General features: G+C 71.9%; 13 protein-coding genes and 1 pseudogene. All 14 read left to right on the plus strand.

The features are described from left to right. On the plus strand, window positions 1–327 hold the full coding sequence (locus tag ACZ4EF_RS23395; protein WP_355335472.1) for a TcmI family type II polyketide cyclase: 327 nt from the start codon (window positions 1–3) through the stop codon (window positions 325–327). After that, a complete protein-coding gene (locus tag ACZ4EF_RS23400) occupies window positions 324–1604 on the plus strand; it encodes a beta-ketoacyl-[acyl-carrier-protein] synthase family protein (RefSeq protein WP_355335471.1) in 1281 nt (426 codons plus the stop codon). The genes ACZ4EF_RS23395 and ACZ4EF_RS23400 overlap by 4 nt, the downstream gene beginning before the upstream one ends. Next, entirely contained in the window at window positions 1601–2821 is a 1221-nt protein-coding gene (locus ACZ4EF_RS23405) for a ketosynthase chain-length factor (RefSeq protein WP_355335468.1), read from the plus strand. The genes ACZ4EF_RS23400 and ACZ4EF_RS23405 overlap by 4 nt, the downstream gene beginning before the upstream one ends. Before the next feature lie 177 nt (window positions 2822–2998). After that, entirely contained in the window at window positions 2999–3271 is a 273-nt protein-coding gene (locus tag ACZ4EF_RS23410; RefSeq protein WP_355335466.1) for an acyl carrier protein, read from the plus strand. An 11-nt stretch (window positions 3272–3282) separates the two neighbouring features. Next, a complete protein-coding gene (gene fabG / locus ACZ4EF_RS23415) occupies window positions 3283–4068 on the plus strand; it encodes a 3-oxoacyl-ACP reductase FabG (protein WP_355335464.1) in 786 nt (261 codons plus the stop codon). Between the two features lie 142 nt (window positions 4069–4210). Beyond that, window positions 4211–5149 carry an aromatase/cyclase gene (locus ACZ4EF_RS23420; RefSeq protein WP_355335462.1) on the plus strand — a complete coding sequence of 313 codons (939 nt, stop codon included), beginning with the start codon at window positions 4211–4213 and terminating at the stop codon, window positions 5147–5149. A gap of 2 nt (window positions 5150–5151) precedes the next feature. Continuing rightward, window positions 5152–7292 (plus strand): annotated as a pseudogene (locus ACZ4EF_RS23425) (SDR family oxidoreductase). Window positions 7293–7347: 55 nt separating this feature from the next. Continuing rightward, window positions 7348–8916 carry an acyl-CoA carboxylase subunit beta gene (locus ACZ4EF_RS23430; RefSeq protein ID WP_391051274.1) on the plus strand — a complete coding sequence of 523 codons (1569 nt, stop codon included), beginning with the start codon at window positions 7348–7350 and terminating at the stop codon, window positions 8914–8916. 13 nt (window positions 8917–8929) lie between these two features. Further along, a complete protein-coding gene (locus tag ACZ4EF_RS23435; protein ID WP_355335457.1) occupies window positions 8930–9892 on the plus strand; it encodes an LLM class flavin-dependent oxidoreductase in 963 nt (320 codons plus the stop codon). A 61-nt stretch (window positions 9893–9953) separates the two neighbouring features. Beyond that, window positions 9954–11261, plus strand: coding sequence for an MFS transporter (locus tag ACZ4EF_RS23440; protein WP_467506321.1), 1308 nt, complete (start codon window positions 9954–9956; stop codon window positions 11259–11261). After that, complete coding sequence (locus ACZ4EF_RS23445; RefSeq protein WP_355335452.1) at window positions 11258–11851, plus strand: NADPH-dependent FMN reductase; 594 nt, start codon at window positions 11258–11260, stop codon at window positions 11849–11851. Before ACZ4EF_RS23440 ends, ACZ4EF_RS23445 begins: the two co-directional genes overlap by 4 nt. Before the next feature lie 170 nt (window positions 11852–12021). Further along, window positions 12022–12666, plus strand: coding sequence for a hypothetical protein (locus ACZ4EF_RS23450; protein ID WP_401307917.1), 645 nt, complete (start codon window positions 12022–12024; stop codon window positions 12664–12666). 64 nt (window positions 12667–12730) lie between these two features. Continuing rightward, a complete protein-coding gene (locus ACZ4EF_RS23455; protein WP_467350463.1) occupies window positions 12731–14092 on the plus strand; it encodes a helix-turn-helix transcriptional regulator in 1362 nt (453 codons plus the stop codon). 196 nt (window positions 14093–14288) lie between these two features. Continuing rightward, complete coding sequence (locus tag ACZ4EF_RS23460) at window positions 14289–15467, plus strand: acyl-CoA dehydrogenase family protein (protein ID WP_355335444.1); 1179 nt, start codon at window positions 14289–14291, stop codon at window positions 15465–15467. Window positions 15468–15648: the final 181 nt, after the last annotated feature.

Here is a 15648-nt window from a genome sequence, read left to right on the forward strand (position 1 = left end):
ATGCACAGCACACTGATCGTCGCCCGAATGAACCTGGGCTCGGCCGAGGAGGTCGCCCGGATATTCGGCGCCTTCGACGGGACCGACATGCCGCATCTGATGGGCACGCGCCGCCGTGAGCTGTTCTCGTACCGCGGTCTGTACTTCCACCTCCAGGATTTCGACGCCGAGAACGGTGGCGAGCGCATCGAGACCGCCAAGAACGACCCCCGGTTCATCCGGATCAGCGACGACCTCAAGCCGCACATCGAGGCGTACGACCCCGCCACCTGGCGCTCGCCGGCCGACGCGATGGCCCAGCGCTTCTACCACTGGAGCGCTTCGTGAGCAGGTCGACCGGCCGCCGCGTCGTGATCACCGGAGTCGGTGTCACGGCCCCCGGCGGCATCGGGGTCAAGGACTTCTGGCAACTGCTGGCCGACGGACGCACCGCGACCCGCAGGATCTCGTTCTTCGACCCGGCGCCGTTCCGCTCCCAGATCGCCGCCGAGGCGGACTTCGACGCCGAACTGTCCGGGCTCACCCCGCAGGAGATCCGCCGGATGGACCGCGCCGCGCAGTTCGCGGTGGTCACCGCCCGCGAGGCGGTCGCCGACAGCGGACTGGACTTCGACTCCGTCGACCCGCACCGCGTGGGCGTGACCATCGGCAGCGCCGTCGGCGCCACCACCGGCCTCGACCAGGAGTACCGCGCGGTCAGCGACGGCGGACGGCTGGACCTCGTCGACCACGAGTACGCGGTCCCGCACCTCTACAACTTCCTGGTGCCCAGTTCCTTCGCGACCGAGGTCGCCTGGGCCGTGGGCGCGGAGGGGCCCGGCACGGTGGTCTCCACCGGCTGCACCTCCGGCCTCGACGCCGTCGGCTACGCGACCGACCTGATCCGCGACGGGGCGGCCGACGTGGTCGTGGCCGGGGCGAGCGACGCCCCGATCTCGCCCATCACCGTCGCCTGCTTCGACGCGATCAAGGCCACCACGGCGCGCAACGACGACCCGGAGCACGCCTCCCGGCCGTTCGACGCCAGCCGCACCGGCTTCGTACTCGGCGAAGGGGCGGCCGTGTTCGTCCTGGAGGAGTTGGAGAGCGCCCGCCGCAGGGGCGCCCACATCTACGCCGAGGTCGCCGGTTACGCGACCCGGTCCAACGCCTTCCACATGACCGGACTGCGCCCGGACGGCGCGGAGATGGCCGAGGCGATCCGGGTGGCGCTCGACGAGGCCAGGATCGATCCGCAGGACATCGACTACATCAACGCGCACGGCTCCGGCACGAAGCAGAACGACCGCCACGAGACCGCCGCCTTCAAGCGCAGCCTCGGGGACCACGCCTACCGGACGCCGGTCAGCTCCATCAAGTCGATGGTGGGCCACTCACTCGGCGCCATCGGCTCGATCGAGATCGCGGCCTCCGTGCTGGCGATGGAGCACAGCGTCGTACCGCCCACCGCCAATCTGCACCACCCGGACCCGGAGTGCGACCTCGACTACGTGCCGCTGACCGCGCGCGACTGGCGTACGGACACGGTGCTGTCGGTCGGCAGCGGCTTCGGCGGCTTCCAGAGCGCGGTAGTGCTCGCCCGACCGGATCGGAGCGCTCGATGAACGCCCACCCCGTGGTGACCGGACTCGGTGTCGTCGCGCCCAACGGGCTCGGTGTCGAGGAGTACTGGGCCGCCACCCTCGAAGGACGCAGCGGCATCGGACGGATCACCCGTTTCGACCCCTCGGACTACCCGTCGCGGCTCGCCGGTGAGATCGGCGGCTTCGACGCCCGCGAGCACCTGCCCAGCAGGCTGCTGCCGCAGACCGACCGGATGACCCAGTTGGCCCTGGTGGGCGCGGACTGGTCGCTGAAGGACGCCGGGATCGACGCCGACGACCTGCCCGCCTACGCGGCCGGGGTGATCACCGCCAGCCACTCCGGCGGCTTCGAGTTCGGCCAGAACGAACTCAAGGCCCTGTGGAGCAAGGGCGGCCGGTACGTCTCCGCCTACCAGTCCTTCGCCTGGTTCTACGCCGTCAACAGCGGGCAGATCTCCATCCGGCACGGACTGCGCGGCCCCAGCAGCGTGGTCGTCAGCGACCAGGCGGGCGGCCTCGACGCGCTCGCCCAGGCCAGGCGCCAGATCCGCAAGGGGACGTCGGTCGTGGTGGCCGGCGCCGTCGACGCGTCGATCTGCTCCTGGGGGTGGGTGGCCCAACTGGCCGGCGGACGGCTGGCCACCGGGGACGACGCCGAGCGCGCCTACCTGCCCTTCGACGCGTCCGCCCGCGGCCATGTGCCCGGCGAGGGCGGCGCGTTGCTGGTCGTCGAGGACGCCGAGCACGCGCGGGCCCGAGGCGCCGGGAACATCTACGGCGAACTCGTCGGCCACGCCGCCACCATGGATCCCCGGCCGGGCAGCGGCCGGGCGCCCGGCATCGAACGGGCCATCGAGGAAGCGCTGTTGGACGCGGGCACCGGCCCCGACGAGGTGGACGTGGTCTTCGCGGACGCCGCCGCGATCCCCGAACTCGACCGTATCGAGGCCGAGGCCATCACCAAGACCTTCGGCCCGCACGGGGTCCCGGTGACCGCGCCCAAGACCATGACCGGCCGCCTCTACTCCGGCGCCGCGCCGCTGGACGTCGCCGCCGCGCTGCTGAGCATCCGCGACGGCGTGATCCCGCCGACCATCGGCACGGCCCTGGCCGACCGGTACGACATCGACCTGGTGGTCGGCGCCCCCCGCCCCGCGCCCGTACGCACCGCCCTGGTGCTCGCCCGCGGCCAGGGCGGATTCAACTCGGCCCTCGTCGTACGCGCCGCCGACCGCTGAACCCACCCGGCGCCGACGGTTGTTGTCGCCCGCCCACGACGGCTGAAGCCACCTGCCGCCGACCGCTGTAGTCACCCGCCGCCGATCGCTGAGGCCGCCCGCCGCCGGGACCACCGGCCACCGCGGGCTCCGGCCTTCGCGCCCCGGCCACCATCCCCACCACGAAAGGCACCGGACATGTCCACCACCAGCCCGTTCACCCTCGACGACCTCCGCCGCATCCTGCTGGAGGCCGCGGGCGAAGAGGAGGGCGTCGACCTGAGCGGCGACATCATCGACACCGAGTTCCAGGCGCTCGGCTACGAGTCGCTCGCCCTGCTGGAGACCGGCAGCCGGATCGAGCGCGAGTACGACATCTCGCTCGACGACTCCGCCCTGACCGACGCGGTCACACCGCGCGGCCTCATCGACGCCGTCAACTCGCAGCTCTCCGCTGCCCCGAGCGTCTGAGGAGACGGCACATGTCGCAGAACACGGAGCGGGTCGCCCTGGTGACGGGCGCGACCAGCGGTATCGGCCTGGCGGTCGCCCGCCTGCTGGCCGGCCAGCGGCACCGGGTCTTCATCGGCGCCCGCAACGCCGACAACGTCGCGGCCACCGTCAAGGAACTGCGCGCCGAGGGGCTGGAGGTCGACGGCGCGGTCGTCGACATCCGCAGCGACGAGGAGGTCAGGTCGTTCGTCCAGGCGGCCGTCGACCGCTTCGGCACCATCGACGTGCTCGTCAACAACGCGGGCCGCAGCGGCGGCGGAGTGACCGCCGACATCACCGACGAGCTGTGGTACGACGTGATCGAGACCAACCTGAACAGCGTCTTCCGGGTCACCCGTGAGGTGCTGAACACGGGCGGTCTGCGCGACAAGAGCCGCGGCCGGATCATCAACATCGCCTCCACCGCCGGGAAGCAGGGCGTGGTGCTCGGCGCCCCGTACTCCGCCTCCAAGCACGGTGTCGTCGGTTTCACCAAGGCCCTGGGCAACGAGCTGGCGCCGACCGGGATCACGGTCAACGCGGTCTGCCCCGGCTACGTCGAGACGCCGATGGCCGCGCGGGTCCGGCAGGGATACGCGGCGGCCTACGACACGAGCGAGGACGCGATCCTCCAGAAGTTCCAGTCCAAGATCCCGCTCGGCCGCTACTCCTCGCCCGAGGAAGTGGCGGGCCTGGTCGGCTATCTCGCCTCCGACACCGCCGCCTCCATCACCTCGCAGGCGCTCAACGTCTGCGGCGGCCTCGGCAACTTCTGAGCCCTGGCTGATCTCCGGCCGATCCCGTTTGCCCTTTGCCCGACCCCTGACCGACCGCTGCCCGACCCCTGACCGGCCCCTGACCGACCGCGGACGACCGCCCGGTCCCGCGGTCCTTTCCACCACCGATCGGAGCTGTGACATGACGACCCGTGAGGTCGAACACGAGATCACCGTGCGGGCCCCCGCCGCCGACGTCTACCGGCTGCTCGCCGAGGTCGAGAACTGGCCCCGGCTGTTCCCGCCGTCCGTCTACGTCGACTACCTCGAACGCGACGGGAACGAGGAGCGCATCCGGATCTGGGCCACCGCCAACGGCGAGGCCAAGAACTGGAGTTCGCGGCGGACGCTGGACCCGGAGGCCCTGCGTATCCGCTTCTGGCAGGAGGTCTCGGCGCCCCCGGTGGCCGAGATGACCGGCACCTGGATCATCGAGCGGCTGGGGGAGCGGGAGTCGCGGGTACGGCTGCTGCACAGCTACCGCGCGATCGACGACGACCCCGAGGGTCTGCGATGGATCGACGAGGCGGTCGACCGCAACAGCCGGGCCGAACTGCCGGGCCTGAAGACCAACTTGGAGCTGTCGGCGCAGGACGCCGGGCTGAGCCTGTCTTTCGAGGACAGCGTGCGGGTCGAGGGCGCGGCCAAGGACGTCTTCGACTTCGTCAACGAGGCCCACCTGTGGACCGAGCGGCTGCCGCACGTCGCCAAGGTCGAACTCACCGAGGACACCCCGGGCCTCCAGACCCTGCGGATGGACACGCTCACCAAGGACGGCTCGACCCACACCACCGAGTCGGTCCGGGTCTGCTTCCCGCACCACAAGATCGCCTACAAGCAGACCACGCTGCCCGCGCTGCTCGACCTGCACACCGGCTACTGGACCTTCGAGGAGGGCGAGGACGGGGTCACCACGGCCACCTCACAGCACACCGTCGTGCTCAACGCCGAGAACATCGGCAAGGTGCTCGGCCCCGAGGCGGGGGTGGAGGAGGCGCGCCGGTTCATCCGTGAGGCGCTCGGCAACAACAGCCGGGCCACGCTGAACCACGCCAAGGAGCACGCGGAAGCGCGGCGCTGACCATGGCGGGCCCACTGGACACCGACGTCGTCGTGGTCGGAGCAGGACCCGTCGGGCTGCTGCTCGCCGGTGAACTGCGCCTCGGCGGAGCGCGGGTGACCGTGCTGGAGCAGCTCACCGAACCGACCACCGAGTCCCGGGCGTCCACGCTGCACACCCGCACGATGGAGATCCTGGACGAACGCGGGCTGCTGTCACGGCTGGGCACGCTGCCCAGCGGCGGCCCCGGGCACTTCGGCGGCCTGCGCCTCGACCTGACCGCGGCGGCTCCCGGCCACCGCTGGGCCGGGCAGTGGAAGTGCGCCCAGGCGCGTCTGGAGGCCGTGCTGTACGCCTGGGCCACGGAGTTGGGCGCGCGGGTGCTGCGCGGGCACGCGGTGACGGGCCTGCGTTCGCGGACCGACCGGGTGGAGGCCGGATTCATCCAACTGGGCTCCCAACCGGGCGTCCTGACCGCCTCCTACGTGGTCGGCTGCGACGGCGAGCGCAGCACCGTACGGCAGTTGGCCGGATTCGAGGTGGACGGCGGGGACGGCACGCTGGAGATGCTCCGGGCCGACCTCGCGGGCATCGACATCCCCAACCGGCGCTTCGAGCGGCATCCGAACGGGCTCGCCACCGCCTTCCGCTGGCCCGACGGCAGCACGCGGGTGATGGTCCATGTGCACGACGAAGGCAGCGGTCCGTCCGCCGAAGCCGAAGCCGAAGCCGGCACCGGCACCGGCACCGGCACCGGAACTGGCACCGGCCCCGGACGGCGGACCGGCGCCCCGAGCCTGGACGAGGTCGTCCGGGCCTGGTCCCTGGTGACCGGCGAGGACATCGGCGCCGGCACCCCGGTCTGGCTCAACGCCTTCGACAACACCACGATCCAGGCCACCCGCTATGTGAAGGGCCGGGTGCTCCTCGCGGGCGACGCGGCCCACGTGCAGATGCCCGTCGGGGGCCAGGCGCTCAACCTCGGCCTCCAGGACGCCGCCGACCTCGGCCGCAAGCTCGCGGAACAGATCGCCAAGGGCGACGGGGGCAGCGAGGACAGCGGCTCGGCCCTGCTGGAGAGCTACCACGACACCCGGCACCGGATCGGCGCCGCGACGCTCACCAACATCCAGGCCCAGGCCCGGCTGCTGCTCGGCGGTCCCGAAGTGGACGGCCTGCGGTCGGTCTTCGGCCAACTGCTGGAGATCGACTCGGCCCGGCGCCATCTGGCCCGCGCGATCAGCGGCCTCGGCGCCGCCGCCCCCGACCCCGCCGAACCCGGTCCGGCCGACCCCGACCCCGACCCCGTCGACCCCGACCCCGTCGACCCCGACCCGTCCGGCCCCGCGGCACCACACCAGACCACCACAGATGACGTCACCCCAGGAGAGGCATCATGAGCAGGCTCATCGGCAAGACGGCGCTCGTCACCGGCTCCAGCCGCGGCATCGGCCGCGCCATCGCCGTACGGCTGGCCAGGGAGGGCGCGCTGGTCGCCGTGCACTACGCCGCCAACGAGGCGGCGGCCCAGGAGACCGTCGAACTCATCGAGAAGGACGGCGGCCAGGCGTTCACCGTCCGCGCGGAGTTGGGCGCGCCCGGCGATGTGCACGAACTCTTCCTCGGCCTGGAGAAGGGCCTCAAGGAGCGGTCCGGCGGCACCACCCTCGACATCCTGGTGAACAACGCCGGTGCGACCAGCGCGAGCGGCATCGCACCCGAGGACGTGACCCCGGAGCAACTCGACCTGTTCTTCGCGGTGAACGCCAAGGCCCCGTACCTCATCGTGCAGCGCGCCCTGGCGCAGATCCCCGAGGGCGGTCGCATCATCAACATCTCGTCCGGCCTGACCCGGGTCGCCAACCCCGACCAGGTCGCGTACGCGATGACCAAGGGCGCGATCGAGCAGCTCACCCTGCACCTCGCCCGCCACCTGGCGCCGCGCGGCATCACCATCAACAGCGTCGCGCCCGGGATCACCGACAACGGCAGCGCCGTCTTCGACATCCCCGAGGCGGTCGAGCAGATGGCTCAGCTCTCGGCCTTCAAGCGGGTCGGCAAGGCCGGTGACGTCGCGGACGTGGTCACCTTCCTCGCCACCGACGAGGCCCGGTGGATCACCGGCGCCTTCATCGACGCCACCGGCGGCACGCTGCTGGGCTGACCGCCCAAGGGGAGCAGGAACCGACCGAATCGAACGGGAGAGGAGGTGGCCCGGCATGCCGACAGACGTCCCGGGAAGCATCGCGGACCGCACGTCCGAACTCGGCGCCCTGAAGGAACGGGTCCGGCAGGGACCCGATCCGCGGGCGACCGAACGACAGCACGCACGCGGCAAGCTCACCGCGCGGGAGCGGATCGAACTGCTCCTGGACAAGGGCAGTTTCACCGAGGTCGAAGGGCTGCGGCGGCACCGCGCCAGCGGCTTCGGCCTGGAGGCGAAGAAGCCGCACACCGACGGTGTGGTCACCGGCTGGGGCACGGTCGAGGGCCGGACGGTCTTCGTGTACGCCCATGACTTCCGGATCTTCGGCGGCGCGCTGGGAGAGGCGCACGCCGAGAAGATCCACAAGATCATGGACCTGGCCATCGCGGCCGGCGCCCCGCTGGTCTCGCTCAACGACGGGGCGGGCGCCCGTATCCAGGAGGGCGTCTCGGCGCTCGCCGGTTACGGCGGGATCTTCCGGCGCAACACCAGCGCCTCCGGGGTGATCCCGCAGATCAGCGTGATGCTCGGCCCGTGCGCGGGCGGAGCCGCCTACAGCCCGGCCCTCACCGACCTGGTGTTCATGGTCCGGGAGACCTCGCAGATGTTCATCACCGGCCCGGACGTGGTCCAGGCGGTGACCGGCGAGGAGATCACCCAGAACGGCCTCGGCGGCGCGGACGTGCACGCCGCGACCTCGGGGGTCGCCCACTTCGTCTACGACGACGAGGAGACCTGCCTGGCCGAAGTCCGCTATCTGCTCTCGCTGTTGCCCGCCAACAACCGCGAACTGCCGCCGCGCGCCATCACCGCGGATCCGCCCGACCGCGAGTCCGAGGCACTGCTCGACCTGGTGCCCGCCGACGGCAACCGGTCCTACGACGTCCGGCGGGTGATCGAGGAGATCGTCGACGACGGCGAATTCCTCGAAGTGCACGCCGCGTTCGCGCCCAACCTGGTCTGCGCGCTCGCCCGGCTGGAGGGCCGGGTGGTGGGCCTGGTCGCCAACCAGCCCGCGGCGATGGCGGGCGTACTGGACATCGACTCCAGTGAGAAGGGCGCCCGGTTCGTCCAGTTCTGCGACTCGTTCAACATCCCGCTGGTCACCCTCGTCGACGTCCCCGGCTTCCTGCCCGGCGTCGACCAGGAGCACAACGGCATCATCCGGCGCGGCGCCAAACTGCTCTACGCGTACTGCAACGCCACCGTGCCGCGGGTCTCACTGATCCTGCGCAAGGCGTACGGCGGCGCGTACATCGTCATGGACTCCCGCTCCATCGGCGCCGACCTGGCCTTCGCCTGGCCCACCAACGAGATCGCGGTCATGGGCGCCGAGGGCGCCGCCAACGTGGTCTTCCGGCGCGAGATCGCCGCCGCCGAGGACCCGGCCGCCATGCGCGCCCAGAAGATCGCCGAGTACCGCGACGAGCTGGTCCATCCGTACTACGCGGCCGAACGCGGCCTCGTCGACGACGTGATCGACCCGCGCCTGACGCGGCCGGTGCTCTGCCGCGCCCTGAACATGCTCAGCGCCAAGGGCGCCGACCTGCCGCACCGCAAGCACGGCAACCCACCCCAGTGAAAAGGATCGTGGCATGGACGTCGGACTCCTCTTCGACCTGCGCAACCCCGAGCAGTGGCACCGGCCGTGGGCCGACCACTACGCGCATACTCTGGAACTCTGCGAAGAGGCCGACCAACGCGGTGTCGGCGGCCTGTGGTTCACCGAGCACCACCGCTTCGAGGACGGCTATCTGCCGCAGCCGCTGACCGTCGCGGCGGCCGTCGCCGCGCGCACCCGGCGGGCCCGGATCGGCACCTCGGTGGTGCTGCCCGCGCTGCACCACCCCGTCGACCTCGCCGAACAGGCCGCGCTCGTCGACCTGATCAGCGGCGGCCGGCTCGAACTCGGCCTGGGCGCCGGGTACCGGGTGCCCGAATACGAGCTGTTCGGCGCGGACTTCGGCCGCCGGTTCGCGGGCACCGGCCGCAACATCCGCGAGATCCTGCGCCTGTGGCAGGAGCGGGTGATCTCGCCGCTGCCGATCCAGGACCCGCCGCCGCTGTGGGGCGGCTTCTACGGTCCGCGCGGTGCGAAGCTCGCGGGGGAGCTGGGCATCGGGCTGCTGCACATCTCGCGCCCCATGTTCAAGCACTACCGCAAGGGCCTGGTCGAGGCGGGCCACGACCCGCAGGCGGCCCGGGTCAGCGACCTGATGCCCCTCATCCTCGCCGAGGACCCGGAGAAGGCGTGGCACCAGGTCGCGCCGCACCTGGCCCACCAGGTCAACTCCTACCGGCAGTTGTCGGTGGAGGGCCGGGAGAAGTCCGAACCGCTGCTCACCGCCGAGGATCTCCGCGACCCGAACGCCGAGGACACCCGCGGCCTGCTCGACATCCTCACCCCCGAGGACGCGGCCGTCCGGATCAAGGAACTGACCGGTGACCTGCCGGTCAAGCACCTCATCTTCTGGGCGAGCATCGCCGGGATGCCGGACGAGCTGGTCGCCGAGAACATCCGGCTCGTCACCGAGAAGCTGCCCGCGCTGCTGCCGTGAGCCGGACCCGACGCCGAAGCCGACACCGCGACCCCATCCGACACAGACACGGCGGCCCCTCATGACAGCTCCCTCGTGGACCGACTCTTCCGATGCCGATGCCGATGCCGAGGCCGATGCCGACCCCGAGGCCACGGGAACGGCCACGGGCACGGGCACGGGCACAGGACCGGCGGCGGAATCGACGCGCTGGGACGCCCGGCTCTGGACCGTCCTCCTGATCCTGTCGGCCAACATGATCCTCGACGCGATCGAGGTCTCCCTGGTGCTCGTCGCGCTGCCCTCCATCGGCGCCGCGCTCGGCCTTGACCTGTGGACGGCGCAGTGGCTGATGAGCGGCTTCGCCGTCGGATTCGCCACGCTGCTCGTCCTGGGCCCCCGGCTCAACGCCCGACTGGGCCGCAGGCGGGTCTACCTCGCCGCGATGCTGCTCTTCGCCGCCGCCTCGGTGGTCGGCGGACTCACCGACAGCGCGGCCCTGCTGATCACCACCCGGGTGGTCAAGGGGCTCAGCGCGGCGCTCACCGCACCGACCGGTCTCGCCATCATCGGCACCACCTTCCCCAGCGGACCGCAGCAGCGGCGGGCGGTGTCCGTCTACGCCCTGTTCGGCGCGGCCGGTTTCACGGTCGGACTGCTGCTGTCGGGCGCGCTGCTGACCGAGAGCTGGCGCTGGACCTTTCTCTTCCCGGCGCCCGTGGCCCTGATCCTGCTGGTCTTCGCCCTGCGGATCATCCCGCGCGACCGGGGCGCCGTCCCGGCCCCGCGCGTCACCCCCGCGCTGCTGCGCAACCGCCAACTGCTGCGCTCCGCCGTCGGCGCGGCCTGTCTCAACGGCACGTACCAGAGCCTGTTGCTGCTGCTCGTCTTCCAGACCCAGCGCCAACTGGGCTGGTCTCCCTGGCAGTCGGCGGTCGCCCTGCTGCCCGCGTGCGTGCCGCTGGCCGTGACCGTGCCCTTCGCCGGAGCCATGACGGCGCGGTGGGGCACCGGGCGGCTGATCGCCCTCGGCGCGACCGCGCCGCTGCTGGGCTACGCCCTCTACCTGTGGCGGCCCGACAGCGGTTCCTACCTCACGGGAATGCTGCCGACGCTCCTTCTGGTCGGCGCCGGGTTCGTGCTCTCCTTCGCCGCCCTCAATCTCCAGGCGACCGGGGCGCTGCCGCCCGCCGAACGGGCCGCGGCCGTCCCGCTGTTCCAGACCGCCGTGCAGGTCGGCGCCGTCGTGATGCTCCCGGCCACCGCCGCGCTGCTCGGCTCCCACCACGGTCACCGCCCGGCGCTGACCCTGATCACCGCCGTCTCCGGGATCGGCCTGCTGGCCGCACTGACCGGACTCCGTACCCCTCACAGACAGGTCGCACCATGACGGATGACCAGCTCTCCCTCGCCATCATCACCGCCAGCGTCCGTGACGGGCGGCTCGGTCCCGCCGTGGCCGACTGGTTCCTGTCCCAGGTCAAGGAACGCCCCGAATTCACCGTGCAGAGCGTCGATCTGATCGACCATCCGCTGCCGCTGGTCCTGCCGGGGCCCGGCAAGGACGTGTCGCTGGAGACGGCCAGGACGCGCGAAGCGCTGCGTTCCGTGCTCGTGGCGGCCGACGCCTTCGTCGTGGTCACGCCCGAGTACAACCACAGCTTCCCGGCCGCGCTGAAGAACACCGTCGACTGGTTCTACGAGGAGTGGACCGCCAAGCCGGTCGGCTTCGTCTCGTACGGCGGCCTCAGCGGCGGCATCCGCGCCGTCGAGCAGCTCCGGCAGGTCTTCGCCGAGGTGCACACCCTGACCGTACGGGAGAACGTCGCCTTTCCCCTGGCGGGAAACCGCTTCGACGAGGCGGGCCGGCTGATCGACCCGGAGCCGAGCGTCCTGTCGGCCGGACTGCTCCTGGACCAACTGCACTGGTGGGGCAACGCGTTGCGGGCGGCCCGCGCCGAGCGCGCGTACCCGCGCTGAACCGGTGCCCAATTCGTACCCGCGCTGAGCCCGTGCCCAATTCGTACCCGCGCTGAACCCGCGCCCGATCCGTACCCGCGCTGAGCCCGCACCCGGCCGGTGACTCCCCACGCACCGCCCGCTTCCCGCCCCGAACCCCCGGACCCCGGTCCTCTGGAAGGACGACGGCAATGACCCAGCAGATCTCCTCCGCACCGCCGGACATCCGGCGCGCCGACAGCACGGCCGCGCACGTCGCGCAGTGGCACGTCCCCGACCGCGACTCCGGGGTCGAGGCCGTGGCCGAGACCGTCGAGCAGTGGCGCGCCGCCGACTGGCCGACCGGGCTCCTGTCGGCCTCCGCGTATCTCAGCACCGAGGACGACACGGTGCTGACCTACCTCCAGACCTCGCGAGCCTCGGCCCACCGCGACTTCACCTCGGGGCTGACGGGACTGGCGGGCGCCGCGACGGTCGCGTACACGCTGCGCCGCGCGATCGTGCTGCACAAGGGGCCGCTGGTGCCGTCCAGCTTCGTGGTCGCGACCTTCGACGTGGACGGGCCCGCCCCGCAGGAGCACATCGTCGAGTCGATCGCGGGCGCCCTCGAAAGCGCCCCCGGCGCGCAGCACCCCGGCCTGCTCTCGGCCAACTTCCACCTCAGCACCGACGGCACCCGCGTCCTGAACTACGCCGAGTGGACCAGCGACGAGGCGCACATCTCGTTCCTTGAGGGCGCCACGCGGGCGGCCACCCTGCGCGCCACCCACGACACTCCCGGCGTCCGGCCGATCGGCTTCAAGCGCTACCACCTCCTGCACAGCCTCACCGCCTGACACCACGTCACATCCGCGCGCCCATCGGCCCACCGGCCCACCGACCTACCGAACGGAGTCCACCGTGCAGGGCGGAAGGAACGAATCCGCGCCGCTGCGTCTCGCCGAGGCACCCTCGGCGGTCGCACGGTGGCGTCACGAGGAATACGCGGCGGCGCACCCGCCCGCGCCGGGCATCCGTCGCGCCGACGACGGCGAGCGCGCGCGTCCCGACGCGACCGAGGTGTCCGCGGCCCCCCGCGTCCTCGAACTGGCCCACCGCGGGGTGAACCGCTCCACGGCGATGCGCCAGGCCGAGCGCCTGCTCGCCGCGGACGAGCGGCGAGCCGACGCCGACAGCGTGTGGCAGGCCGTACTGACCCTGCTGTACGCGGGGGACACCTCGTCCGCGAGCGCGCACTGCGCCCGGCTGGCCCGCGAACCGCTCTGGTCGGGTTCGGTCCGCCACCGCCAGACGCTGGCCCTGCTGCGCGCACGGATCAAGCTGCTCGGAGGGGATACGAGCGGGGCCGTACGCATTCTGCGCGCGGTCCTCGCCCGGGGCCGGTCCGGTACCCGCGTCCCCCTCGCCGCGGTCTGGCTGACCGAGGCGCTGGTCGGGACCGGCGATCTCGACGGCGCGTGGACGGTGCTCCAGGAGAACGGCATGGTCGGCGCGCTCGACCTCGAAGGCCACGACCGGGCCCACGTCCTGGCGGCCCGCGGCGCGCTGCACCTGGCCGCGGGCCAGTTCCGGCAGGGGATCGACGACTGCCTGAGCAGCGGCCGGCTGCTGGCCTCGTACGGCATCGACAATCCCGCGGTGGTCGCCTGGCGTTCGGCGGGCGCGCTCGGGGCCGCGGTCGCGGGCCGCCGTGACCTCGCCGTCGCCCTGGCCGAGGACGAACTCGTCGCCGCGCGGAAGTGGGGGTCGGCGCGCGTCCTGGGGACGGCCCTGCGCGCCGTCGCCGTGGCGCGCCGCGACAAGACCTCCCTCGTACTGCTGGAGGAGGCCGTCGATCTGCTCCGCCTGGCCGACGCCCAGGGCGAGGTGGCTCAGGCCCTCTACGACCTCGGCTCGCTGCGGGCCGAACGCAAGGACGCGGCCGGGGCGCGGAGCCGGTTCACGGCCGCCGCCGCGGTCGCGCGCACTTGCGGCAACACCTTCTGGGCGCACCGCGCCGAGTCCGCGCTGCGCCGGCTGGGCGGACCGGGCGCCCCGCGCGGACTCACCCCGCAGGAGGCCAGAATCGCGCAGCTGGCCCGCGCCGGATACAGCAACCGGCGCATTGCGGAAGCCCTTTTCCTCAACGTCAGAACCGTCGAATTCCATCTGTCGGGCGTCTACCGCAAACTCGCCATCTCCGGCAGAGGCGAACTCGTCATGGTACTGAGCGCGGTCGGGGAATCCCCGGCAGTGCGACACAAACCTGCGGGCGAACCGTAGGTTTCCCCGGCTCCTTCGCCGCCGCTTCGCCGAGGGTGCGAGGATCGGGAAAACGGTCGGTCGGTGATCAGAGCACCGAACGCATTCCGTTCTCAACTCCCCTTTCCCGCCGGCGATGTCAGCGCGCGGACCGTCCGGAATACCGGTGCCCGGCAGCGGGCGCGTCAAGTGCAACCCACATCGGGAGGAACCCATCATGACCACCACCGCGCCGTCCCGGGACGATCTCGTCGAGGCCGCGGGGAAACTCGTGCCCCTGCTGCGCTCCCGGGCGCTGTGGATCGACGAGAACCGCAGGCTCCCGCAGGACGTCATCGAGGCGATCGAGGCGTCGGGTCTGCTCAAGATGCAGGTGCCCACGCAGTACGGCGGATACGAGTCGGACGCGCGCGCCTTCGTCGACGTGCTGGCCGAGGTCGCGAAGGGCAACAGCTCGGCCGCCTTCGTCCTGTCCATCTACGCCTCGCTGACCTGGATGGTCGGCCTGTGGCCCGACGAGGCGCTGGACGAGGTGTTCGCCGAGCCCCATGTCCGCGTGACGGGCACGACGGCCGCGTCCGGCAAGGCGACCCGGGTCGACGGCGGCTATCTGTTCAACGGTAGCTGGGGCTACAACAGCGGCGTGCTGCACGCCCACTGGAAGATCACCGCGGCGATGCCCGAGGGGCCCGCGGGGGAGACCCTGCCGGTCTTCGCCCTCATCCCGATCTCCGAACTGGAGATCGTCGACGACTGGAACACCATCGGCCTGGCGGGCTCCGGCAGTGTGACCACCGTGGCGAAGGACGTCTTCGTCCCCGACCACCGGGTGATCTCCGGCGCCGACTTCTACCAGAACGTCTCGAAGTCGCAGGCCAACGCGGCCAAGGGCGCCTACCGGGTGCCGATGCTGGTCAGCGCCACGGTGATACAGACGGGCCAGCTCGTCGGCGCCGCCAAGTACGCCCTGTCCAGCTTCCTGGAGCGGCTCCCCGGCCGGCCGCTGACGTACACCAGCTACCCCAGCCAGTTGGAGGCGCCGATCACGCATCTCCAGGTCGGCGAGGCGGCCCTGCTGATCGAGGACGCCGAGGCCCGCGCCCACCGGTTCGCCGATCTGCTGGCCGACAAGATCCGGCGGGACGAGCCGTGGTCCCAGGACGACCGGGTCTTCTCCCGGGTGCAGATCGGCTGGATCGCCAAGCAGACCAAGCAGGCCGTGGAGATCCTCGCCGCCGCCAGCGGCGGCTCCTCGATCTTCCGGGACGTGCCGATCACCCGCATCCAGCGGGACGTGCACGCGACGTCCCTGCACGCCCTGATCACGCCGAGCACCAACATCGAGCTGTACGGCAGGTCCCTGACCGGCCTTGAGCCCAACTCGCTGTACCTGTGAGCGACATGCCGCGCTGAGCGGAGCGTGACGCGGGCGCGGGGGGGGGGGGGGGGGGGGGGGGGGGGGGTCGGGGGGGGGGGGGGGGGGGTGGGGGGGGGGGGGGGAGGGGGGGAGGAGGGGGGGGGTGGTTGGGGGTACCCAGGCGGGGGGGTGGGGGAGTGTGTCCGCCCCCCCCTCACAA

The sequence above is a fragment of the Streptomyces sp. NPDC025721 genome, assembly GCF_055558595.1.